This window comes from Asaia sp. As-1742, from assembly GCF_011753235.1.
GTDB classification, from domain to species: domain Bacteria; phylum Pseudomonadota; class Alphaproteobacteria; order Acetobacterales; family Acetobacteraceae; genus Asaia; species Asaia bogorensis_B.
In genome coordinates this window covers 372,528-394,370 of record NZ_VWWA01000003.1, presented here as the reverse complement: position 1 = coordinate 394,370, position 21,843 = coordinate 372,528, and the positions used below count along the sequence as shown (strand labels likewise).

Here is a 21,843-nt window from a genome sequence, read left to right as displayed (position 1 = left end):
GAGATAAGCGGCAGAAACTTGAGTGCCAACGTGTATATTTTGGCCCGATTTCACACAGATTTCTGACCAATCTTGTCTGATTTCCTGGAGTGTTCGACACCCCTGCCCCAACCGTATGGCCGACTGGGGAACGGTTCAGTTTGGAACGTGATACGCCATGACTCCACGGTCAGACGCACCCTGGCCCATTTGGGGCGAGGTGCGAACCGGATGCAATGACCACCAAACCCAAGTCGCAGCATCACATGATACGAACGGGCTCGATCCTGATGGAGCAAACTGAACTGTAGCACCTTGCTGGGTGGCGAGACATAATTGCCTCTTAAGGTCACCCTAGCCCACCCTGATCAAGTTCTCAGCGAGGACGCGGCGAGCGATTGCCAGAAGGTTTGCCACCACCACCCTGGCGCGGAACGCCGCCAGGACGTCCACCACCACTCGGGCGCTGTCCACCACCCGGACGACCGCTGCCACCAGCGCGCTGGCCACCGCCACGCGGCTGATTACGTCCGCGACCGCCACCTCCCAGTACGGGTGGGCGCATCGTGGAATTCTGCGCTTCTTCCGAATGATAGGGATGGTCGGTCACGACCGGTACCAATTTACCAATGAGCTTCTCGATGTCACGCAGCCAGGCGCGCTGCTCTGCATCGCACAGCGAGACAGCCCATCCATCACGCCCGGCGCGCGCAGTGCGTCCAATACGGTGGACATAGCTCTCAGCGACATTGGGCAGATCGTAGTTGAACACGTGGCTCACGTCGTCCACGTCAATGCCGCGCGCTGCGATATCAGTGGCTACGAGGACCTTGACCGATCCATCACGGAAACCTGCCATCGCACGCTCACGTGCACCCTGCGACTTGTTGCCGTGGATTGCCTCGGCACGGATGCCTTCGGCGTTGAGGAAGTCGGCCACCTTGTTCGCTTCATGCTTCATGAGCGTGAAGACCACCGCGCGCTGGACCTTTTCATTCTTGACCAGCAGCAGCGTTGCGGCGCGCTTGTCCTCGGCCTTGACGAACATCACGGCCTGGCGAATGCGGTCGACAGTCGATGATGGCGGGGTTACCTCAACCTTGGCCGGGTCACGCAGAAGCGAATGCGCGAGCTCTTCGATGGCCTTCGGCATGGTGGCGGAGAACAGGACCGTCTGACGCTCCTTGGGGAGCAGTGCCACGATGCGGCGAATGTCGCGCACAAAGCCCATATCGAGCATACGATCAGCCTCATCGAGCACCAGCATCTCGAGATCATGCAGATCGATATGACCCTGACCGATCAGATCGAGCAGACGGCCAGGGGCCGCAGTCAGCACATCGACGCCCCGACGCATTGCCTCGACCTGCCGCCCCTGACCGACACCACCGAAGATGACAGCGTGGCGCAGCTTCATGTGGCGGGCATAGGCCTTGAAGCTGTCGTCAATCTGGGCTGCCAGCTCACGGGTCGGCGCAAGCACAAGGACGCGAGCGCTTTTGGGTGTCAGGGGACGATGATGCGTTGCGAGACGATGAAGGGCGGGAAGCGCAAAGGCTGCGGTTTTGCCGGTACCTGTCTGGGCCAGCCCCAGAAGATCGCGACCCTGCAGCAGGTACGGGATGGAGCCTGCCTGAATTGGCGTCGGGTTGGTGTAACCCTCTTCACTCAGGGCACGCTGAATGGGCATGGCGAGCTGAAGATCGGCAAAACTGGTCATGGTCGAAAACGCCTCCTTGGGCACGAGCGATGCCAACGGGGGCAGGCTCACAGGATGACGTCTCTTGGCCCGGACGTCGTCAGGATAAGTAAAGATCCAGAAACGACGACGCAGGAAACACGGCGGCTGCCATAAGCATGACAGCCGGGCCACCTGGATCAATCTGGACCGGGAAGAGCCCATATAGGCAGAGGCTTGCTTTCGTGCAAGCCATCACGCTCATCAAACCGTGATCGGAACCAGATGATCTACAGAGCTCTAGTGCTAGGCCAGACCTATCAGCCAAACCGATTATGGATAATGGTTTCCTCCAACGGCAGATGGCCGCCATGCGGGGGATAATCGCCAGCCTTTTTGCCTATGGCGACGAACATGACAACCTCATGATCCTTGGGCAGGTTGACCAGTTCACCTACGGCCTTGAAGTCGAATCCATCCATGGGGCAACTCTGATATCCATGGGCCGCTGCGGCCAGCATCAGGGCATACGCCGCCATGCCACATGACCGGATACCCTCGTCGCGCTGCATCTGCTCGTTGCCGCTGTAGAACTTCTGGATCATGCCCTCATAGGTCGCCTGCATCTTCTCAGGGGCTTCGGCCCAGTAACGCGCCGGGTTCTTTTCCCAAGCCTTGAAATCGGCGCAGAGCACAATAAGGGCACTCGCCTCTTCCACCTGCGGCTGGTTCCATGAAACTGCCCGGATTTGCTTGCGTAGCGCCGGGTCTGACACGACGACAAAGCGCCAGTGCTGGATGTTGAATGCTGTAGGCGCATGACGCCCGGCATCAAGAATGGCGCGCAATTCATGCTCGGGAATCGTCACATCCGGCTCGAAACGCTTGGTCGCTCGACGTTCGGCAATGGCAGTCAGAATGTCTGTCATGAATAACTCCGCTATCCTGAGAACCCCGGCAGGGTTGTGAACTCTGGAAACGCGTGATGCAAACACAGGGTTCACGCCGACGTAAAGCGATATTTCGATTAAATTCGTAATATGCCGTTGCGAAGGGTGCGCCCGCTCAACGCTTGCGCAAAAGAAAGAGCGCCTGTTCGCCAAACAGATTGGCCAGACGGATCGACCGACGCCACGGCGCACGCTCTCCGGCCTCATCAATGGCCAGCCAGCGATCAATCACATAGCCTTCGCTCTCACAGAGCTCGAGAAAGTCCTGAATGGTGCATGGATGGATATTGGGTGTCTCGTACCAGGGCGTATGCCACACCTTGTTCATGGGCATACGCCCACTAAGCAGGATCTGCAGGCGCAGGCGCCAATGGCCGAAATTCGGGAAGGAAATGATTGCGTGACGCCCGATGCGCAACATCTGGCGTAGCACCTCGCGCGGCTTCTCGACCGCCTGCAGCGTGCGTTGCAATACCACATAATCGAAGGCGTCATCGGAGTAGTGGATCAGATCCTGATCGGCATCACCATGCATGACCGGCAGGCCATGCGCGACCGAGCGCGTTACCTCGCGCATGTCGATTTCGATGCCGCGCGCATCGCACTGGCGGGTGCGAAACAGATGGTCGATCAGGGCGCCATCGCCACTGCCGACATCCAGAACGCGCGTTCCGGGCTCGATCATCTCGGCGATAAGGTGCTGATCAAGGCGCATGGCTTGCCTCCATCACTTTGTCGATGAGTCCGGCCTGTTCAGCCGCGCCGTTGATGAAGCCGCGCATGGTGCGATCGAGATCGGGCTCCTCCAGCAGAAATGCGTCATGACCCCGGTCGCTCTCAATCTCTACAAAAGAGACATTCACCCCCGCCCGGTTCAGGGCGCGGGCCAGAAGCCGCGACTGCGACGTGGGAAACAACCAGTCGGAGGTGAAGGAGATGATACAAAAGCGCGTCTTGCAGTGGCGGAAGGGTGCCGACAGATCGCCATCGTAATCCGCGCTCAGATCGAAATAATCGAGAGCACGCGTAATGGTGAGATAGGAATTGGCATCGAAGCGACGCACGAAGCTCGATCCCTGATGACGCAGATAACTCTCGACCTCAAAGATCTCGCCAAAAAGGGAATTCCCTGACGCAGCAGGCTCCTGCGAGGGGATGGCATCACGCCGCGTGCGACGACCGAACTTCTGGGTCAGGGCCTCTTCGGACAGATAGGTGATATGCGCCATCATACGTGCCACGGCGAGGCCCTTGGCGGGTATCGTGCCATGCGCCCAATAGCGACCACCGCACCAGTCGGGATCTCCACAGATCGCCTGGCGACTTACCTCATTGAACGCGATGTTCTGGGCGGAATGAAACGGCGCCGTTGCGATGGGCATCGCGGCACCGACACGCTCGGGAAAACTCGCCACCCATTGCAGCACCTGCATGCCCCCCATCGAGCCGCCAATGGCGGCGAACAGGCGCTCTATCCCCAGATGGTCCAGCAGCTTCGCCTGGGCAAAGACCATATCCCTGATGGTGATGGGCGGAAAATCGGTACCCCAGGGTTCGCCATTGTCTCTCACGGTACGCGGGCCCGATGACCCCATGCAGCCGCCGAGCACATTGACGCAGAGAACATAGAACCGTTCGGTATCGATCGCGCATCCAGGCCCGACAGCACGGTTCCACCATCCTGGCTTGCCAGTCACAGGATGGGTTTCCGCGACGTACTGATCACCCGTCAGGGCATGGCACACGAGAATGACATTATCCCGCTGAGGCGAGAGCGTTCCATAGGCGCAATAAGCAATATCAAGCGGAGCAATATGCGCTCCGCATTCGAGCGTCATCCCCTGATCAAGCCTAACCTGAAACGATGTCGGAGAGATATTTTTCACTCTCTCCGGTGCCCTGCCGTGCTCGCCCCCCGCGGACGTCTCTACCGAAGGGTTGCTACCGGGAGGCTCTGCTTTCGCGTCAGCCCTGGCACGATCGTTCGTCAGGCGCACGGCGGGGTCAAGATGATATTGCATGGCTCCATGTTCCGCCCCGGCCCGCCAGAACACGACGCTGCCTTTCGACGATTGCTGATGGTGACAAATGCTTCCTGTCAGTGCCGATAGCCTTCCAGGCCCGGGCACCGCACGAAGCACAAGATATGGCACCGGATTTGTCCGGCTGCAATTCCACTGCGCCACCTGTCAATGCCCTCATACCTTTTCCTGCGGAAAGCACGGGCATGCTCACAAGAATGCGTGGCGAAGAGTCAGAATCTGGTTTAATGTTTTTTTAACGAATCGCCGGAGAGAAAGAGATGCCAACCATCCTGAAAATGATCGGACATTCCGGGCTTTTCGACACGGCATTTTACCTCTCCCGCAATCCTGACCTGCGTGACATCGGCAGCGGCGCCCTTCTTCATTACCATGCCACTGGCTGGCGCGAGGGGCGCAAGCCAAACGCCTTTTTCGATCCTGCCTGGTACCTGATGACGAACAGGGATGTCACCGAGGATCCTTTGATTCATTATCTGACCAAGGGTGAATATGAGGGGCGACGCCCCGTCGCCTGGTTCGATCCTGTCTGGTACCGCCAGGCCAATCTGGTTCCTGCCAACACAAATGCTCTTGCCCATTACCTTGCCAATCGTCAGTCATTGCATGTGCGGCCCATGCCAGAGTTCGATACGGCCTTCTATCTTCGCACCTATCCTGACGTGGCGGCATCCGGCATGGATCCGGTCGAGCATTATATGGTGCAGGGTTATCGTGAAGTACGCCGACCATTCGAGGGTTTTGACCCCGCATTCTACCGGATGCGCTACCTGCGCCATCAGCCCGACACAAACCCGTTCCTGCACTGGCTAGCCCACCGCCACGATAATGGCGTTTTTCCTTGCCTTCCTGAGCATGAGACAACGATCGCTCGCGAAGTCAGGCGACGGACCCAGCCCGGCCCGCAGTTCGAGACCCATCATCCGCTACCGGATGCGGCCATACGTCGCGCGCGCGTGCTCGCCTATTATCTTCCCCAGTTCCATCCCAATGCCGACAATGACACCTGGTGGGGAAAAGGCTTCACCGAGTGGACAAATATCGCACGTGCCCTGCCGCGCTTTGCCGATCACTATCAGCCACGTATCCCACGCGATCTGGGCCATTACCGACTGGATAACGAAGCGCCGCTACGCGAACAGGCGAAAATGGCGCGAGAAAGCGGCATCGAGGGTTTCGTCTTTTACCATTACTGGTTCAGCGGCAAGAGGCTGCTCGACACGCCCATGGAAACGCTACTGCGTTGCCCGGATATCGACATTCCCTTCTGCCTGATGTGGGCCAATGAAAGCTGGAGCCGTCGGTGGGACGGCAGCGACAAGGATGTTCTTATCTCGCAGGACTATTGCGAGCATGACGACGATGCCATGATTGCCGATCTTGCTCGCCATATGGCGGACCCGCGGTATATCAGGATTGATAATCGCCCTCTCTTCATGATCTACCGCCCCGGCACCATCCCCGATGCATCCCGTCGCATCGCGAAGTGGCGCAACCTCTTTACAGAGAGCCACGGCGTGACGCCCATCGTGATCATGGCTCAGGCCTTTGATGATCATGACCCGAGACAGTTTGGCCTGGACGGTGCGATCGAGTTCCCTCCCCACAAGCTGACACTGGACTGCACGCCCATTGAAAGCGGGTTGCAGATCCTCGACGAAGACATGACGGCGCGCGTGTACGATTATGCCGAACTGGTCGATAAGGCGCTGGCCGACCCCGAACCGGATTTCCCGCGCATACGCACAGTGAGTCCATCATGGGACAATGATCCCAGACGCCAGGGCGCAGGCCTTGTCTTGCACGGATCGAGCCCGCGGCTCTATGAACGATGGCTGGGGGAGACGATCCGCCAGGCCCACGCTGCGCCGTTTTTCAACGAGCCCATCGTTTGCGTAAATGCCTGGAATGAATGGGCCGAAGGCGCCTATCTCGAACCTGACGTCCACTTCGGTGCGGCCTATCTCAATGCGACAGCACGTGCCGTAACTGGCTTTCACAGCTGTTTTTCACCGCACCGCCTGCTCCTCGTTGGTCACGACGCGTTTCCTGCCGGAGCGCAAATGTTGCTCCTCGCGATCGGCGAGACGCTGCGATGCAATCATGGGATAGAGATTACGTTCATTCTCCTTGGTGGCGGTGATCTCCTCGGGCGATACCGTCAGGTTGGCACCGTCGAGATACTCAAGCCAAACACGCCTGCGGGACGTGAGCGCCTTCAAACGCTCAGGAATGAGGGCTTTACCGCTGCTCTGGTCAATAGCGCGGCCTCGTCCTGGCTGGCTTCTGACCTCACCGGCGCCGGGATCGACTTCACCCTTCTCGTGCACGAACTCCCCGGCATGATAAGGCAGCACGCCCTGGAAGCACCGCTTGCCGCAGCGCGCCTCGTGGCAAGATCGGTTATCGTGCCCGGCGCTCAACTGACCCGGCTGTGCCCCGAAGCCATTATCCTGCCACAAGGGCTTTATCATCCCGTGGTTTTTTCGGATTCTGACCGCCGCCGCGTGAGGCTTGCCTATGGTATCGGCTCGAACGATCTTGTTGTGATTGGCGTTGGATATGGCGACATACGCAAAGGATTCGATCTGTTCCTGCAACTCTGGCAGATGATCAGAAGCCCGGCATTTCAGCCGACAAATGCTCCGGTCGCTGGCATACCCGACCCCGGTGCGCGCGGTGCGAAAGCACCCGGTAGTTCACGGTCCATTCATTTCATGTGGTTGGGTGCCATTGATGAAAGCCTCACACGGGCGCTCGCTTCAGATATCGAGGCCGCGCAGGCGACCCATTTTTTTCATTTGCCCGGTCGTGTTGAGGATGTCGGTCCCTTCCTGGCGGCAGCCGACCTTTTCACTCTCACATCCCGGGAGGATCCTTACCCCTCAGTCGTGCTCGAAGCCCTTGCCTCAGGTCTCTCCTGTATGGCGTTTGCCCGCAACGGCATGATACCCGATCTGCTCGATGAACTCAGGCAGGAGGGTGACAACGCTCACGCAGTAATCGCACCCGGAGATCTCCCAGCCACCGCAGGCTGGATTTTATCCAGCCCCGCCATCAGCAAGGCTGCACTATCGGAACGTAAGCAGCGCGGTAAATCTTTGGGAGAACGCTTTTCATTTGATCGCTATGTGCAGCAGCTCCTCACATTGGCAGTGCCGGACCTGCCAACGATCTCGGTGGTGGTTCTTTCATACAACTACGCACAGTATCTTGCTGCAAGGCTAGCGACGATCTTTGCCCAGAACTGCCCCGTGATAGAAATCATCGTTATCGACGATGCATCATCTGATGGCAGCGCAGAACTTGCTGAAAAGACAGCTTCCTCGTTCAACCGGACGATCAGGCTTGTCAGACAGACCAGGCAGAGCGGCTCTGTCTTCAATCAGTGGCAACTGGCTGCGCAGCTGGCGCAAGGCGAATGGCTCTGGATCGCCGAGGCTGACGATTTGTGCGAACCAGAGTTCCTGAGTGAACTTGCAGCCGTGGTAGGCCAAACACCGCAATTGAGCATGGCATTCTGCGACAGCCGGTCGATAGACCGGGACGGTGTTTCCATCTCGCCTGATTACAAGGGTTATTACCACAGATATGTTGGTCATGATTTCGACCGCGATCTGCTGATGGATGGCGAACATTTCGTCCGTCACTGTCTCTCGAGTTGCAATCTGATCCTGAACGTGAGCGCAGCCCTTTTCCGACGCTCGGCGTTCGAGGTCGCCATGGCAAACTGCCGGGCCGATCTGGATAACTTCCGCCTAGCTGGTGACTGGCGCCTATACATAGAGCTTCTGCTACAACCCGGCGCCCAAATAGCCTACCTCGCCAAGCCCCTTAATATCCATCGCCGTCATGCGCGCTCGGTTACGGGCGCCCTCGATCTGACCGAGCATCTGGACGAGATCGAGACCATGCATGATCTCATCGGGCGAAAACTTGGCCCCGGCAAGGCGCTGGCGGCGAGACAGGCTCAGTACCGTGCGGAGCTTAGGGCACAGTTCGGTCTCCGCACACCCGCAAGGAAAAAGCGCTTGAGACTCTCCTGACCCGCCTTTTCCTCAGACTATCTTTCAAGCAGACGCGGCATGAGCTCCACGAAATTACACGGCTTGTGCCGGCTATCGAGCTGGTGAACAAGGATATCATCCCATCCATCGCGCACGGCGCCGGTTGAGCCTGGCAAGGCGAAAAGAAAAGTACCTCGCGCTACGCCAGCCGTGGCGCGCGACTGAATGGTCGAGGTCCCGATCTTGGCGTAGGAAAGCATACGAAAGAGCTCGCCAAAACCGGGGATTTCCTTCTCGATCACTCGAGCGAAGGCTTCAGGTGTAACGTCCCTCCCGGTCACGCCAGTCCCGCCGGTGGTAATCACGACATCCACATCATCGCGGTCGATCCACTCCCGCAGACGCGACACGATCAGTTCGAGATCATCGGAGACGACGTCACGCGAAGCCAGCTCATGCCCAGCGGTCTGCACGCGTTCGGCGAGGATCGCACCTGAGCGATCCGATGAGAGATCGCGCGTATCCGATATGGTGAGTACGGCAATCCGACAAGGTAGAAAGCTGACCTGTTTTTCTGCCTGGCTCATGGCTGGAAGCACCTTGCTGATGGAGTTCGAACATCCGGGATAGCGCCAACCGTACCGGGCCGCCAAGGGTAACGCCTGATGGCGCACGAAATGTATGGCGCGACACCCTGTTGCGGTGTCGTGCCGGGCCCGTTACTGTCGCATTCTCCTTCTGCGTTTCCCCATTGGAATGGACAGATCGTTGCTTATTGTCAGGTTAGCTCAATCGACCCTTGTACAGCGGTGTGTGGCGCTGGGATGACCCTTGCACCCACGCCCCAACGCTGGTTCAGGCAGCCGCCACAACGTATCGCTTTCCTTGCCTCCCCCACCGATATTGCGCAGAAAACCCGCCAGCGATTTATCGAATGCCACGGTGATTGCGCTATCGAGCAGGCGGAAGTGGTGGTTTGCCTGGGTGGCGATGGCTTCCTGCTCGAGGTCCTCCACAAGGTCGCCGAGCACGGCATTCCAGTTTATGGACTGAATTGCGGTTCTGTCGGCTTTCTGCTCAACACGATCTCCGACGAAGACCTGATTTCACGCCTGACGCGAGCACAGTCCTCAGAACTCCACCCTCTGCGCATGAAAGCGACAGGGCGCGACGGAACATTGCATGAAGGTATCGCCTTCAACGATGTCTTTCTTTTCCGACAAACACGCCAAGCCGTCAAAATCAGAATTGAGGTTGATCAGCGCGTCAGGCTACCCGAACTTATTTGTGACGGCGTAATCGTCGCCACGCCGGCAGGTTCAACGGCCTATAATCTCTCGGCACATGGGCCAATCGTCCCGCTCACGGCAAATCTTCTTCCCCTCACCCCCATTTCGGCTTTTCGGCCGCGGCGCTGGCGCGGTGCCCTGCTTCCATCATCCGCGATCGTGCGCTTTACACTGCTCGAGCAGGATAAGCGCCCCTGCGCTGCCGTGGCGGACTTTCTTGAGGTCCGTGATGTTGTGGAGGCTGTGGTCTGTGAAGACCGCTCGATAACTGCAACAATTCTGTTCGACCCCGATCATGGCCTTTCCGAGCGGATCATCGCGGAGCAGTTTGCAGAATAAGCGCAGGCAAAATCGGTATAACAAGCAAGAAGGCGCAGCCCATGAGCAGTCCCGTCATAAAACCGAGTTTTGACCCTTACCCCGATACGTTGGTCAGCGCAGCGCACCGTCTGGAACGAGGAGATGTTTCCAGCCGCTCCCTGGTCGAGCATTGCCTCGAGAAGATCGAGACCTGCGAGAATGCGCGAGCCGCCTATACCAGCGATTTCTCGCCCGAAAGGGCACGTCAGTATGCCGATGCAGCGGACAGGGTGAGAGCAAAGGGCTATCACGCCTCACCTTGGGCCGGACTGCCAATCTCGATCAAAGATCTTTTCGACATCCGGGGTCAGATAACACGTGCTGGGTCGCTCATTCTGGCAGACAGGCCCCCGGCCCTTGCCGATGCGCAAGCCATCGAGCCTCTTCGCGCTACGGGGTTTCTCTTCATCGGTCGTACGCAGATGACCGAGTTCGCCTATTCCGGGCTCGGGCTTAATCCTCACGCCCCGCAACCATGGAATACGCTGGTTGATGACATGAAGGCCGTTCCGGGTGGCTCCAGTTCCGGAGGGGCCGTCTCTGTGGCCACGGGGGCCGCTCTTGCGACAATCGGGTCCGATACCGGAGGGTCATGTCGCATACCCGCTGCCTTGAATGCGTTGACCGGTTTCAAGCCCACGGCCGGTCGCATCAGCCGTGCGGGGATGATCCCTCTCTCACCCAGTTTCGACAGCGTGGGCAGCATCGCGCAAGATGTCACCGATTGTGCATTGCTCGACCATCTCATGTCGGGAGGGACGCCAGCAGAATGGAACCCTCCGGAGCCTGTCGACGGAAATCTTCGGCTGCTCCTGCCCACCTCTTTCATTCGCGATGATGCCGATGCCCAGATCCTGGCGGTGTTTGAGACTGTCCTGCGTCACCTTGAAAATGGCGGGATCACAATCGTTCGCCAGCCTCTCCCGTTACTTCAGGATATCGCAGATCTCAACATTCAGGCTCAGGTCGTTGCTGCAGAGGCATTTCATTTTTTCCATGATGATCTTATCCATCATGCAGGCCAGATCGACCCACGCGTCAGCGAAAGAATGATGACCGGCGAGCACATCGGCGTGCAGACCTTGCGACAACTCTTCATCGAACGACAAAGGCTGATCGCACGCTTCAACGCCGACATGACAGGGTTCGATGCCATGATCTGCCCGACCAGCCCGGTTTTACCACCCGCCATAGAGGCTTGTGCGAATACCGACACCTATGCGCGCTACAATCGTCTCGTTCTGCGCAATCCATCGCTCGCCAATCTTCTCGACGGCTGTTCCTTCAGCCTCCCCCTCAACTGGAAAGGGCTCCCCGCAGGAATCATGCTGACAGCATGCAATGGGCAGGACAGGAAACTGCAATGCATTGCCCGCCGATGCGAGACCCGGTTGAAGGCCTGAGAGATCAATGTTGAGAGCGTGATGTCACGCAGGCCCTTCAAGATCGGTGGCTCGCCTTGCGCTGTATCGACACGGTGATGAACAGATGAAATCCCTAATCGGCGCATCTCTTTGAAGGATAACGGCGTGACCTGACGCGTCACCACAGCGTTATTTGAGTGGTACCTGCAGAGACGTTAGCGTCATTTCCTTTCAACGGCACCGCCATATCGATCGATCGGGCCCGCTGGGCGGTTAAACACCCCTCTTGCCCACAGGTTAGCGAAGGGCGCAGCGTTCAGGGGAAGCATGCGATGAGCAGACAGAGCCACAAAGTTTGCACAAATTGCGACTCTATCGGGCGAGGTGACGCGGCAGACGGGACGGACCAGCGTTTTCTGCCGTTTCTCACCATAGCCCTCCTGCTGTCCTATATGGCCGTTGCCATGCCGCTTGCCGTTATACCGCCCTTCATTACTTCGTGGCCCGGCTATGGGAACGCCCTGGCTGGCATTGCTGTGGGATGTGCCTTTGTCTCGACCATTCTCACGCGCACCGTCGCGGGTAGCTTTGCCGATCGATGTGGCGGCCGTACCGCCATGCGGTTGGGCCTCTGCCTCTATGCCGTGGCAAGTGCGATCTGCCTGGTTTCGGGGTTTGGCTTTTTTCCCCGTCCGCTAGGTTTTGGCCTGCTGATCGTCGGCCGACTGCTTCTTGGTGTTGGAGAAAGTTATACGCTTGTCGGTATGCATGGCTGGGGTATTGGTCTGACGGGAGCCACGGGCGCGGGGAAAGTCCTGACATGGACCGGCGCAGCCATGTATGGAGCGTTTGCGTTTGGCGGACCGATAGGGCTTGAGATCTATCACTTTGCGGGGTTTATCCCTCTCATGGCCGCGTCTGTTACGCTACCATGTCTGGGGCTCGCCATTGTCCAGAGCGTACCTTCTGCTCCCGTATTATCGGGCGAACGGGACTCTTTCTGGCCGGTTTTGGGCGTTATACGCCCCTATGGCACCATTGTTGCCTTACAAGGCGTCGGCTTCGCTGTTCTCGGCGCTTTTCTCTCGGTTTATTTCCTACACGAGCATTGGCACTTTGGCAGTCTGGGCTTGACCTGCTTTGGTCTGGCCTTTGTCGCTGGCCGGATTTTCTGTGGGCATATGCCAGATCGATTGGGTGGACTTAACGTCGCCATGATCTCACTCATTGTCGAATGCATCGGTCAGGCATGTATTGCCCTTGCACCTGCGCCAGCCCTTGCCCTGGTTGGCGCCGTTCTGACGGGCGCCGGTTGCTCGCTCATCTATCCGTCGATGGGTGTTGAGGTCGTAAAGCGGGTATCCGGCACGATGCGCGCCACGGCTCTCGGCGGCTTTGCCGCCTTCCAGGACCTCTCTTATGCCGTGAGCGGCCCTGCGGCAGGTGTGATATCGGATTGCCTCGGCTACAAGGCAATCTTTCTGACGGGTATGATATGCGCTTTTCTCGGCCTCGTCCTGGTGATCAGACTACGCCGGAACGAACCGCAAGGAAGAAGCGATCAAACCCCGTGCTCGACATGAAATCGTGAAAATTCGAGGTTGCTGAAAAGATCATGCGCAGGCTCCTGACGGGGCAAACGACGGGTCGGGATCGGTATCTCGCGCATGCCCTGCCCTTCTCGCCCCTCCGCCGCTGCCTCGTGATCGACAGGTGCTGCGACTGGCTCGTGAACCATCTCGGGAAGGACATTGGAGACGTTTTCAGCCCCGGCGGATATCGTGGGAGATCCGGTATCATCTGATGACTGCAGGCTCGGGAGAAACGCCAGGAGAGCCTCGAAATCAACCGTATCAAAGCCGGATGGCCGCTCACCGCGCGCGCGTTGCGTCAACCAGCCATCAAGGGTCGTCCGCATATTCTGAAGCGCGCTATCCATTGCCAACCCAGCTTGGCCGGCCACCAGGCGGGTCAGAAAATCGACATCTTCATCTGCAATACGACGAGGCGAGGCATCAGTGTCACGCTTGACGACCCAACCCTTCGTGTAAGCTGCGATATAATCTGCAAGCATTGAGATGATCTCCTTTTTTAATAGTTCCTTTAGCATGATTTCTATTCAGGGCACAGGTGGCCAAACGCAAACATAGGGCATTTGATCGTGATTGTGATTCCTGGTTCGCGTAGCCATCCTGATTCCATATTCCACTACCCGGCCATGTTTTCGTCAGGGATCGGGCGCAGGGATGTGACATGCTGGAAATTAACATTGCGAAGACGATCGTTTCCTGCTCCCTGATATGAGACTTGCGGTCATCCGCATTGCAAAAACTCCGCTATCGCATAACTGGACCATGCCTGTGCCGCCCAAATCCCGAAAAATGCTCCTTTCGCCCCGTCGAAATGATCTGCTTTGTGGCGTCTGCGGGCTAGGGCTGTGCATCGCTCCAGCTCCCACTCTCGCTGCAGACGCATCGATAGGGAGTCATAAGGCTCAGGCGACGCGAAACACGATGACGCGCAGGCCTGAGCAGATTACGGTCAAGGCCACAGAGCCTGAAAAGCGCGATGCCGAACGCGGCGGTGGTCTCATCCATCCGCAGCACGGCATCAAGGCAGTCAGTACGGTCGATAGCACCTTCATTGCCAGACAGGCCCCGATATCGAGCGCCTATCAGCTTGTCTCCATGTTGCCAGGGGCCAATGTAGCCTCGTCCGACGCGATGGGGCTTTCCCCCCAGACAACAATCTCGGTGCGTGGGCTGAATACGGATTCCATCGGCTATGTGCTTGAGGGCATGCCTCTCAATGATCTGGCATTCTATTCCGGCTATCCGAGCCAGTTTGCCGATAGTGAGAATTATCGGCAGATCGCCCTTGCCCAGGGTGAGGCGGATCTGGACAGTCCCGTGCTCAACGCCGCGGGCGGATTGATGAGCCTCGATTTTCGCGATCCGGCGCACAAGGCCGGGGGGACGATGTCGGCCTCCTATGGCTCGTACAACACCAACCGCGAATTCATCCGGCTGGATACGGGAATGATCGGGCACACAGGGCTGCGGGGCTTTGTTTCCTATTCCCATACCAGCGCCGAGAACTGGCGTGGCCCCGGCCATGACATGCGCCACCATATCGACTTCAAGCTCGTGCGTGACATCGGAGAGCGTTCCCACGCAGGACTTGTCGGCAGCTTCAACAGCACGATCACCAGTTATTACCCGCAGGTGTCGAAGGACCAGTTCAGGGAATATGGGGTCTCGTCGGGCAATGCGCTGGCATCGCGCTACGACCCGCAGGACCAGGAAGCTGGCCCCTATTATCAACGCCTGTGGCGTGCGCCCGAACGGACGCTCTACATGGGAGCGCCGGTCTCGCTCGCGCTCACCGATCACCTTACGCTAAAGGCCACACCCTATGCGCAGGGCGCCTATGGCAATGTGCCGGGCGGTTCGACCCTGCCGCTAAGCGGTCTCTATACCGGTACGCAGGCTCTTACGGACACGCTTACCCTCCCCAGCTCTGATGATGGTTCGGCCATCGTACGTGCCAATTATACCCAGCGCAGCTATCGCTCAGGATTCACATCGGAGCTTGCCTGGAAACAGGGATGGAATGAACTTTATGCCGGCTACTGGTTCGATTACGGCGATGATCACGAAATCCAGTCCTTCTCACCCGTGAGCGAGAACGGCGCTTCGGCCAACATCTGGGGCAGCGGTACCGGCAATTTCGTGCGGCTGAGCAACGGGCGCATCTATCTTGCAGGCGACACGCACACCATCAGCATGGCGAATGCGCTCTATGTGGGTGACAGGATGCATTTCCTGTCTGACCGCCTGCTCGTCGAGGCCGGGTTCAAGGAGGTTATGGTCAGCCGCGTTGGTACCAATGCCGTCCCCGGACCGCAGTATCGTGTTGCAAGCAATAGCGCAGTGCCGCTCCCCCGTCTGGGTTTGCGCTTCCAGATCACGCCGACGCATCAGATCTTTTTGAACGCCACGACCAATTTCCGCGCTCCGGCTTTCACTGCGCTGTACAATGTTTATGACACCAGTTCCGGCGACATCAGTACGACTGGCACGCATAATCTGCGCAACGAATATTCGATCTCTGAAGAAATCGGTTATCGCTATACCGGGCCACTCGTGACTGGAAGCCTGACTTTCTTCAACTACAACTTCACCAACAGGCAAATCCAGACTCAGGTGCTGGTCAACAACACGCCCATCCAGTCCACCATGAATGCCGGTGGCCAGACATCGCGTGGTGTGGATATCGAGCTTGGATTGAAACCCTGGCATCATTTTGCGCCATATCTCTCAGGCGAGTACCTCCATGCAACGATCGACAACGATATCGCGAGCGGCGGTGACCTGCTGCCCACCTCCGGCAAGACAGCCGTGCGCAGCCCGAAACTCCAGGCTTCAGCCGGCCTGACTTATGATGACGGGCACGTTTTCGGTTTTGCAGCGGTTCAGTACACGGGACGCCAATACGCAACGTTCATGAATGACGAGCGCATAAGCGATCATACGACTGGCAATCTCACGGTCGGATATCGTTTCTCGGATCTCTCCCGACTTAAGGCACCGTCTCTGCGGCTCAACTTCATCAACATCACCAATGAGCATTACCTTTCGGGGATTGCCGACCCCACACTCAATGCCCGCGACACGACAGGGCGGTATGGATCGACCATCGCAGGATCATCGCCGGATTATTATATCGGCGGAGGGTTTTCGGCCCTGGCCACTGCGACCGCCGGGTTCTGATGACAGAGCCGGGCGCGTCAGAACAGATCGGGCAATTCGGCCTCTGGGGTAAGGAGGCACAGCGCGACTGGCCGCTCATCACCAAGGATGAGGCAAAGCACGTCCTCGCAGCTTTCGGACTTGAAAGCAAAGCGCCGATCTCGTGGCATAGCGCACGGCCCTTTTCTGCGGTCGCGCGTGTCAGCAATCCGGGCGGTCAGGTATGGTTCCTCAAGCGCCACCATCATCAACTTCGTGACAGGGGGGCGCTGGCGGAAGAGCACCGTCTGATCTCTCACCTCTCACGGAATGGCTTGCCGGTCGCCTGCCCCCGCGAATGCGCGAACGAAAGCGCAGGGTCACGCAGCACAATCCTTGTGAGCGGCGCATGGTGCTATGAATGTTTCCCCGCCCTCAACGGGCTGGACGTCTACCGTGACACCATGTCATGGGAGCCCTATCGCAGCCCTGACGAGGCTTTTGAGGCAGGGAGCGCCCTCGCCCGGTTTCACCGCGCTGCGTGCAGTTTCAAGGCATCCTCGCGTTCGACACGCCCACTGGTTTCTGCCCTCACCCCTTTTCTCGGAGAGGCTGATCCCGAGATAGCCTTTCGCGGCTGGATCAAGGCTCAACCTGCGCTGAGCGAAGCGCTCGACCGGCAAGGCGGATTGTCCCCGCTGATTGCAGCGCTCACGCCCGCCATCACGCAGGCCCGACCGTTTCTCAAAACGCCGGCCCTGCATTGGGGGCATGGCGATTGGCACGGGTCCAACCTGATCTGGGACAGCGAGGCAGGAGGGCAAAGCCTGCCTGACCGCATGATCGTCAGGGCACCGTTCGATTTCGGGATGGCCGATCTCACGACCCGCGCTTTCGATATCGCCGTAGCCCTAGAACGCAGCATGGTTGACTGGATGAACCCGCACGCCGTGTTGCGAACCCGCGATTGCGACGCTGGGCAGGTGGAGCAGTCGGTGGATTATGCCACAAAGCCCGATCACACGGCCGCTTTCCTCGCCGGATACGATCAGGAAGAGGGGCTAAGCCTGCGTGATCGGGAGGAAATCGCCGCCATGCTCCCTCTTGCCCATGTCGCCTTCGCCTGCTCGGAGGTCTGGTATTACGACACGCTGCTGCGCGCTCCTGATACCGCACGAGTGACGTGGGAGACCTATCTGATCGGTCATCTCAGCTGGTTTGCTTCACCACCCGGTCGTGATCTTTGCAAGCTTGTCGCCACGCCTCCGGCGAGAGCCTGATGTCCCCTCTCGAAGCCATTGCGGCGCTGTTCACCGTGGCGGGGATCTGGCTGACTGGCCAACGCCGGGTGTCAGGGTGGCCAGTTTCCCTGATTGCGGCTCTGCTCTATCTGCTCGTCTTTGCCCAGGCACGACTTTGGGCAGATTCGGCCTTGCAGCTTGTATTTTGCGCGTTTCTGCTTCGTGGCTGGTACGCATGGTCTTACGCCCCCCGCGAGCAGACTGGCGTGCGTGTGGAAACACACCGTCATACGGCGTTGGCACGAGATATTCTTGTTGGCCTGATCGCCAGTGCGGCACTGGGCTATGGTCTGGCTCGCTGGACGGATGACCCGGCCCCATTCACTGATGCCGTGCTGAGCGCGTTGAGCCTCGTCGCGCAGATCTGGACCGCCCGGCGAATCATGCTGTGCTGGCCGCTCTGGGTTGCCATCGATACCGCCTACGTGGCGCTGTTCCTCACACGTAGCCTATGGGTCAGTGCTGGTCTTTACGCCATACTGGTCGGGCTGGCTGCCAATGCCTGGTATCACTGGCAGCGTACGAGCAAAGGGCAAGGACAGGATACGACCTGAGCCCCTGTTGAGGGACGGCACCACCCCGGTCTTCCTGCCTGCATCTCAAAGCGGCGCCTGCCGAGGCATCCGGGGTGCCGCGTGGAGCGCAAACCTTGACGTGTTTTCAGAGATGAAAAGCTTAAGCGACCCTCCCGCCTTCGCTTGCATCCGGCACTCAATGGCCCTACCAGCTTGACCCCGATTTCATGATGGGAAAGGCATACGCGACGTGCTCAAGAAACGGATCTTCTATCCGCGCGCGCCGAGGCAACTCATCGCACAGTTCATGCGGTTCGGTATCATCGGTGCAATGGGGCTTGTCTGGGACATCCTGATTGTTACCCTGCTTCGCCCCGAACTCGGCCTGACAGCCGCCACATTGCTGTCCTATTTTCTGGTGGCCAGTCTCAACTGGCTGCTCAACCAGCTCTGGACATTTCGCAGCGTCGCCCATCGCGACCACCCCATACTGCAATGGCTGCGTTTTCTGGCAGCCAACAGCTTTGGGTTCCTGCTCAATCGCGGGACGGTCTACGCGCTGTGCTTCACCATTCCGTTCTGTGCGCAGCACGTCGCCCTGCCTCTGGCGGCGGGGTCCCTCATGGGGCTGATGGCCAATTTCAACCTGTCACGCAAGCTTGTCTTTCGGGCCAAGGTTCCTGAAACGCCCATGGAACTGGCGCAGATGGCGGTCGATCTGAATGTCGACCCTGCCGATCACGATCTGGAATCCTGAGCCGACACGCGCAAAACATTTCCTTTGCAGTCTCTTTGCTCTAGTGGAGATGCCATCTTCACGCCGCAATCGGGATTTTCTGCTCGCGCCATGACCACACCGATCCATAACACCACCACAAATGAGCTGCGCAGCGCGTTTCTGAAGTATTTCGGAGACCAGGACCACAAGATCGTTCCCTCGGCCTCGCTGGTGCCGCAGAACGATCCCACGCTGCTCTTCACCAATGCTGGCATGGTGCCGTTCAAGAACGTGTTCACCGGGCAGGAAACACGCCCCTATACGCGTGCAACAACGGCGCAGAAGGTCGTGCGCGCAGGCGGCAAGCATAACGATCTGGACAATGTGGGCTACACGGCTCGCCATCTGACCTTTTTCGAAATGCTCGGCAATTTCTCCTTCGGTGACTATTTCAAGGCCGAAGCGATCGAATTTGCCTGGAACCTCCTGACCAAGGGCTACGGTCTGCCCAAGGAAAAGCTGCTCGCGACGGTCTATGCCGAGGATGAAGAAGCGGCTGGCCTGTGGCGCAAGATCGCGGGCCTTCCTGAAGAGAAGATCATCCGTATCCCGACGGCCGATAATTTCTGGCGCATGGGCGATACGGGTCCCTGCGGTCCGTGCTCGGAAATCTTCTTCGATCATGGCCCAGATGTCTGGGGCGGCCCTCCGGGCTCGCCCGAGGAAGACGGCGACCGGTTTGTCGAGATCTGGAATCTCGTTTTCATGCAGTATCTCGAAGGTCCTCCGGGAACGCGCGCGCCGCTGCCCCGCCCTTCGATCGATACCGGCATGGGGCTTGAGCGCTTTGCAGCCGTGATGCAGGGCAAGCGCGACGTGTACGACACCGATGTGCTGCGCAGCCTTGTCGAAGCCACGGCAAACGCGCTCAGCACCGATCCTGATGGGTCGCTGCGCGCAAGCCACCGTGTCGTGGCCGATCATCTGCGCTCGACAGCCTTCCTGATTGCCGATGGGGTGATGCCGTCCAAGGATGGTCGTGGCTATGTGCTGCGTCGCATCATGCGGCGCGCCATGCGCCATCTCCAGCGTCTGGGCGCGACCGAGCCGGTTTTCTATCGTTTGCTCCCTGCCCTGATCCGGCAGATGGGATCGGCCTATCCCGAACTCGTGCAGCATCAATCCCTGATTGCTGAAACCATGAAGGGCGAGGAAGAGCGCTTCACCGCCCTGCTGGAACGCGGCATGTCGCTGCTTGAGGACGAAACCGCTCGGGTGGCCGAGGGCGGCGCCCTCCCCGGTGACGTGGCCTTCAAGCTCTACGATACATTCGGCTTCCCGCTCGACCTTACGCAGGATGCGCTGCGCGAACAGGGCCGCACTGTCGATGTGGCCGGTTTCGAGGCCGCCATGGCAGAGCAGCGCGCCCGTGCCCGTGCGGCTTGGGTGGGCTCTGGCGATGCCGCTGCGGAAACCATCTGGTTCGATGCCCGCGAGCGCTTTGGCGCCTCGGAATTCCTCGGCTACTCGTCGGAAAAAGCCGATGCCGAGGTCGTACTGGTGGCCAAGGCCGGAATCGAGAGCGAAAGCGCGTCGGCCGGTGATGAGATCGCCATCCTGCTGAACCAGACCCCATTCTACGGCGAGAGTGGCGGCCAGGTAGGCGATCACGGCGTGCTGGTTGGCGAGAATTTGCGCATCGAGATAACCGATACCCAGAAGCGCAATGGCGATCTGCTCGTGCATTATGGCCGTGTGATCGAAGGCGTTGTACGCTCTGGAACATCGGTCACAGCAGAGATCGATCATACGCGCCGACAGGCTGTGCGTGGTCACCACTCTGCCACTCACCTGCTTCACGAGGCGCTGCGCCGCCAGCTTGGCGACCATGTGGCCCAGAAAGGCAGCCTGAATGCGCCGGAGCGCCTGCGCTTTGACGTGTCGCAGCCTCGCCCCATCACGGCAGAAGAACTGGCGCTCGTCGAGCGCGAGGTAAATGCCCGTATCCGTGAAAACAGTGCTGTCGAAACGCGCATCATGACCCCCGAAACCGCGGTCGCTGAAGGCGCCATGGCATTGTTCGGCGAGAAATACGGTGATGAGGTCCGCGTGGTCTCGATGGGGCTGGGCGATGAGACGCGCGGAGCCTATTCCATCGAGCTTTGTGGTGGCACCCATGTGGGTCGCACGGGCGAAATCGGGCCGTTCCGCATTGTCTCGGAAAGCGGTGTTTCGGCTGGCGTGCGTCGCATCGAGGCCGTTTGCGGTGTTGCCGCAGACCGTCTGGCCATTGAGGCGGATGAGCGTCTGCGCCGTATGGCCGATCTTCTTAAGGCCACAATTGCCGAGGCCCCGGATCGCCTCGCCGCGCTGGTCGAGGAGCGTCGGGCACTGGAACGTCAGGTTTCGGAGCTTCAGAAGCGTCTGGCAACGGGTCAGGCCGATTCGGCCAGCGAGTCCATCAATGGCGTAACCTTCGTGCCGCGTGATCTGGGTGACGTGGCACCACGTGAGCTCAAGAACATGGCCGAGGCCATCACCAAGCAGATCGGGAGCGGTGTTGTTGCCCTGATCTCGACGGCTGAGGGCAAAGGCAGTGTCGTCGTCGCTGTCACGAAAGACCTGAATGACCGTTTCAATGCGGTTGATCTGGTCCGTCTGGCGTCAGCCGAGATGGGCGGCAAGGGCGGCGGCGGTCGACCGGATATGGCGCAGGCTGGTGGTCCGCAGCCCAACAGCGAGGCCGTGTTCGATTCACTCAGAAAAACGCTTTCAGCCTGAGCGTTCATGACAAAGGGTGAACCATGCCGTTCAGGCATGGACACCTAATCAAAACCACGGCATCCGAGTCATCTGAGTTCCAGGTGTGGCGCAAAACTCACAGCAAGCCACACCCCTTTTTCAGATGAG

Annotated in this window: 15 protein-coding genes; 9 read left to right on the top strand and 6 right to left on the bottom strand. The window is 58.9% G+C overall.

The genetic code is table 11. From position 1 onward, the window contains the following. Positions 1-355: 355 nt before the first annotated feature. The 4 genes from F3J08_RS06720 to F3J08_RS06705 form a co-directional block, all read right to left on the bottom strand. Positions 356-1,699: a DEAD/DEAH box helicase gene (locus F3J08_RS06720; RefSeq protein ID WP_166929011.1), complete on the bottom strand. Its 1,344-nt coding sequence runs from the start codon at positions 1,697-1,699 to the stop codon at positions 356-358. A gap of 278 nt (positions 1,700-1,977) precedes the next feature. Continuing rightward, positions 1,978-2,586, bottom strand: a complete 609-nt coding sequence (locus tag F3J08_RS06715) for a nitroreductase family protein (protein WP_166928887.1) — start codon at positions 2,584-2,586, stop codon at positions 1,978-1,980. A 136-nt stretch (positions 2,587-2,722) separates the two neighbouring features. Beyond that, positions 2,723-3,322 (bottom strand): methionine biosynthesis protein MetW, encoded by a 600-nt coding sequence (gene metW / locus F3J08_RS06710; protein WP_122039403.1) that lies wholly within the window; start codon positions 3,320-3,322, stop codon positions 2,723-2,725. Further along, the gene (locus F3J08_RS06705; protein WP_370458679.1) at positions 3,312-4,493 is read right to left on the bottom strand and encodes a homoserine O-acetyltransferase; all 1,182 of its coding nucleotides are present in this window, start codon (positions 4,491-4,493) and stop codon (positions 3,312-3,314) included. The genes metW and F3J08_RS06705 overlap by 11 nt, the downstream gene beginning before the upstream one ends. A gap of 416 nt (positions 4,494-4,909) precedes the next feature. Between F3J08_RS06705 and F3J08_RS06700 the strand changes: the two genes are divergently transcribed. Then, a complete protein-coding gene (locus F3J08_RS06700; protein WP_240149177.1) occupies positions 4,910-8,695 on the top strand; it encodes a glycoside hydrolase family 99-like domain-containing protein in 3,786 nt (1,261 codons plus the stop codon). Between the two features lie 17 nt (positions 8,696-8,712). Here F3J08_RS06700 and moaB read toward each other — a convergent pair whose 3' ends face one another. Then, positions 8,713-9,243: a molybdenum cofactor biosynthesis protein B gene (gene moaB / locus F3J08_RS06695; protein WP_122039401.1), complete on the bottom strand. Its 531-nt coding sequence runs from the start codon at positions 9,241-9,243 to the stop codon at positions 8,713-8,715. A 237-nt stretch (positions 9,244-9,480) separates the two neighbouring features. On the opposite strand from moaB, the gene F3J08_RS06690 reads away from it, so the two are divergent. The 3 genes from F3J08_RS06690 (at position 9,481) to F3J08_RS06680 (ending at position 13,252) form a co-directional block, all read left to right on the top strand. Then, a complete protein-coding gene (locus tag F3J08_RS06690; RefSeq protein ID WP_166928885.1) occupies positions 9,481-10,284 on the top strand; it encodes an NAD kinase in 804 nt (267 codons plus the stop codon). A 41-nt stretch (positions 10,285-10,325) separates the two neighbouring features. After that, complete coding sequence (locus F3J08_RS06685; protein ID WP_166928884.1) at positions 10,326-11,708, top strand: amidase; 1,383 nt, start codon at positions 10,326-10,328, stop codon at positions 11,706-11,708. Between the two features lie 293 nt (positions 11,709-12,001). After that, positions 12,002-13,252 carry an arabinose transporter gene (locus F3J08_RS06680; protein WP_166928883.1) on the top strand — a complete coding sequence of 417 codons (1,251 nt, stop codon included), beginning with the start codon at positions 12,002-12,004 and terminating at the stop codon, positions 13,250-13,252. Here the strand turns inward: F3J08_RS06680 and F3J08_RS06675 are convergent. Beyond that, the gene (locus F3J08_RS06675) at positions 13,231-13,743 is read right to left on the bottom strand and encodes a hypothetical protein (protein WP_166928882.1); all 513 of its coding nucleotides are present in this window, start codon (positions 13,741-13,743) and stop codon (positions 13,231-13,233) included. The genes F3J08_RS06680 and F3J08_RS06675 overlap by 22 nt on opposite strands. A 439-nt stretch (positions 13,744-14,182) precedes the next feature. Here F3J08_RS06675 and F3J08_RS06670 point away from each other — a divergent pair, with 439 nt between their 5' ends. From F3J08_RS06670 to alaS, 5 genes are all read left to right on the top strand, one after another. Then, positions 14,183-16,441: a TonB-dependent receptor gene (locus F3J08_RS06670; protein ID WP_240149176.1), complete on the top strand. Its 2,259-nt coding sequence runs from the start codon at positions 14,183-14,185 to the stop codon at positions 16,439-16,441. After that, entirely contained in the window at positions 16,441-17,679 is a 1,239-nt protein-coding gene (locus tag F3J08_RS06665) for a phosphotransferase enzyme family protein (protein ID WP_166928881.1), read from the top strand. The genes F3J08_RS06670 and F3J08_RS06665 overlap by 1 nt, the downstream gene beginning before the upstream one ends. Beyond that, the gene (gene pnuC, locus F3J08_RS06660; RefSeq protein WP_166928880.1) at positions 17,679-18,254 is read left to right on the top strand and encodes a nicotinamide riboside transporter PnuC; all 576 of its coding nucleotides are present in this window, start codon (positions 17,679-17,681) and stop codon (positions 18,252-18,254) included. The genes F3J08_RS06665 and pnuC overlap by 1 nt, the downstream gene beginning before the upstream one ends. Positions 18,255-18,465: 211 nt before the next feature. Continuing rightward, complete coding sequence (locus F3J08_RS06655) at positions 18,466-18,972, top strand: GtrA family protein (RefSeq protein WP_240386499.1); 507 nt, start codon at positions 18,466-18,468, stop codon at positions 18,970-18,972. A 90-nt stretch (positions 18,973-19,062) separates the two neighbouring features. Further along, positions 19,063-21,714 carry an alanine--tRNA ligase gene (gene alaS, locus F3J08_RS06650; RefSeq protein WP_166928879.1) on the top strand — a complete coding sequence of 884 codons (2,652 nt, stop codon included), beginning with the start codon at positions 19,063-19,065 and terminating at the stop codon, positions 21,712-21,714. Positions 21,715-21,843: the final 129 nt, after the last annotated feature.

Excerpts from the sequence above, each read along its gene's own strand:
- F3J08_RS06720 (WP_166929011.1), bottom strand. The coding sequence starts at position 1,699 with ATGACCAGTTTTGCCGATCTTCAGCTCGCCATGCCCATTCAGCGTGCC.
- F3J08_RS06715 (WP_166928887.1), bottom strand. The coding sequence starts at position 2,586 with ATGACAGACATTCTGACTGCCATTGCCGAACGTCGAGCGACCAAGCGT.
- metW (WP_122039403.1), bottom strand. The coding sequence starts at position 3,322 with ATGCGCCTTGATCAGCACCTTATCGCCGAGATGATCGAGCCCGGAACG.
- F3J08_RS06700 (WP_240149177.1), top strand. The coding sequence starts at position 4,910 with ATGCCAACCATCCTGAAAATGATCGGACATTCCGGGCTTTTCGACACG.
- moaB (WP_122039401.1), bottom strand. The coding sequence starts at position 9,243 with ATGAGCCAGGCAGAAAAACAGGTCAGCTTTCTACCTTGTCGGATTGCC.
- F3J08_RS06690 (WP_166928885.1), top strand. The coding sequence starts at position 9,481 with ATGACCCTTGCACCCACGCCCCAACGCTGGTTCAGGCAGCCGCCACAA.
- F3J08_RS06685 (WP_166928884.1), top strand. The coding sequence starts at position 10,326 with ATGAGCAGTCCCGTCATAAAACCGAGTTTTGACCCTTACCCCGATACG.
- F3J08_RS06680 (WP_166928883.1), top strand. The coding sequence starts at position 12,002 with ATGAGCAGACAGAGCCACAAAGTTTGCACAAATTGCGACTCTATCGGG.
- F3J08_RS06675 (WP_166928882.1), bottom strand. The coding sequence starts at position 13,743 with ATGCTTGCAGATTATATCGCAGCTTACACGAAGGGTTGGGTCGTCAAG.
- F3J08_RS06670 (WP_240149176.1), top strand. The coding sequence starts at position 14,183 with ATGACGCGCAGGCCTGAGCAGATTACGGTCAAGGCCACAGAGCCTGAA.
- F3J08_RS06665 (WP_166928881.1), top strand. The coding sequence starts at position 16,441 with ATGACAGAGCCGGGCGCGTCAGAACAGATCGGGCAATTCGGCCTCTGG.
- pnuC (WP_166928880.1), top strand. The coding sequence starts at position 17,679 with ATGTCCCCTCTCGAAGCCATTGCGGCGCTGTTCACCGTGGCGGGGATC.
- alaS (WP_166928879.1), top strand. The coding sequence starts at position 19,063 with ATGACCACACCGATCCATAACACCACCACAAATGAGCTGCGCAGCGCG.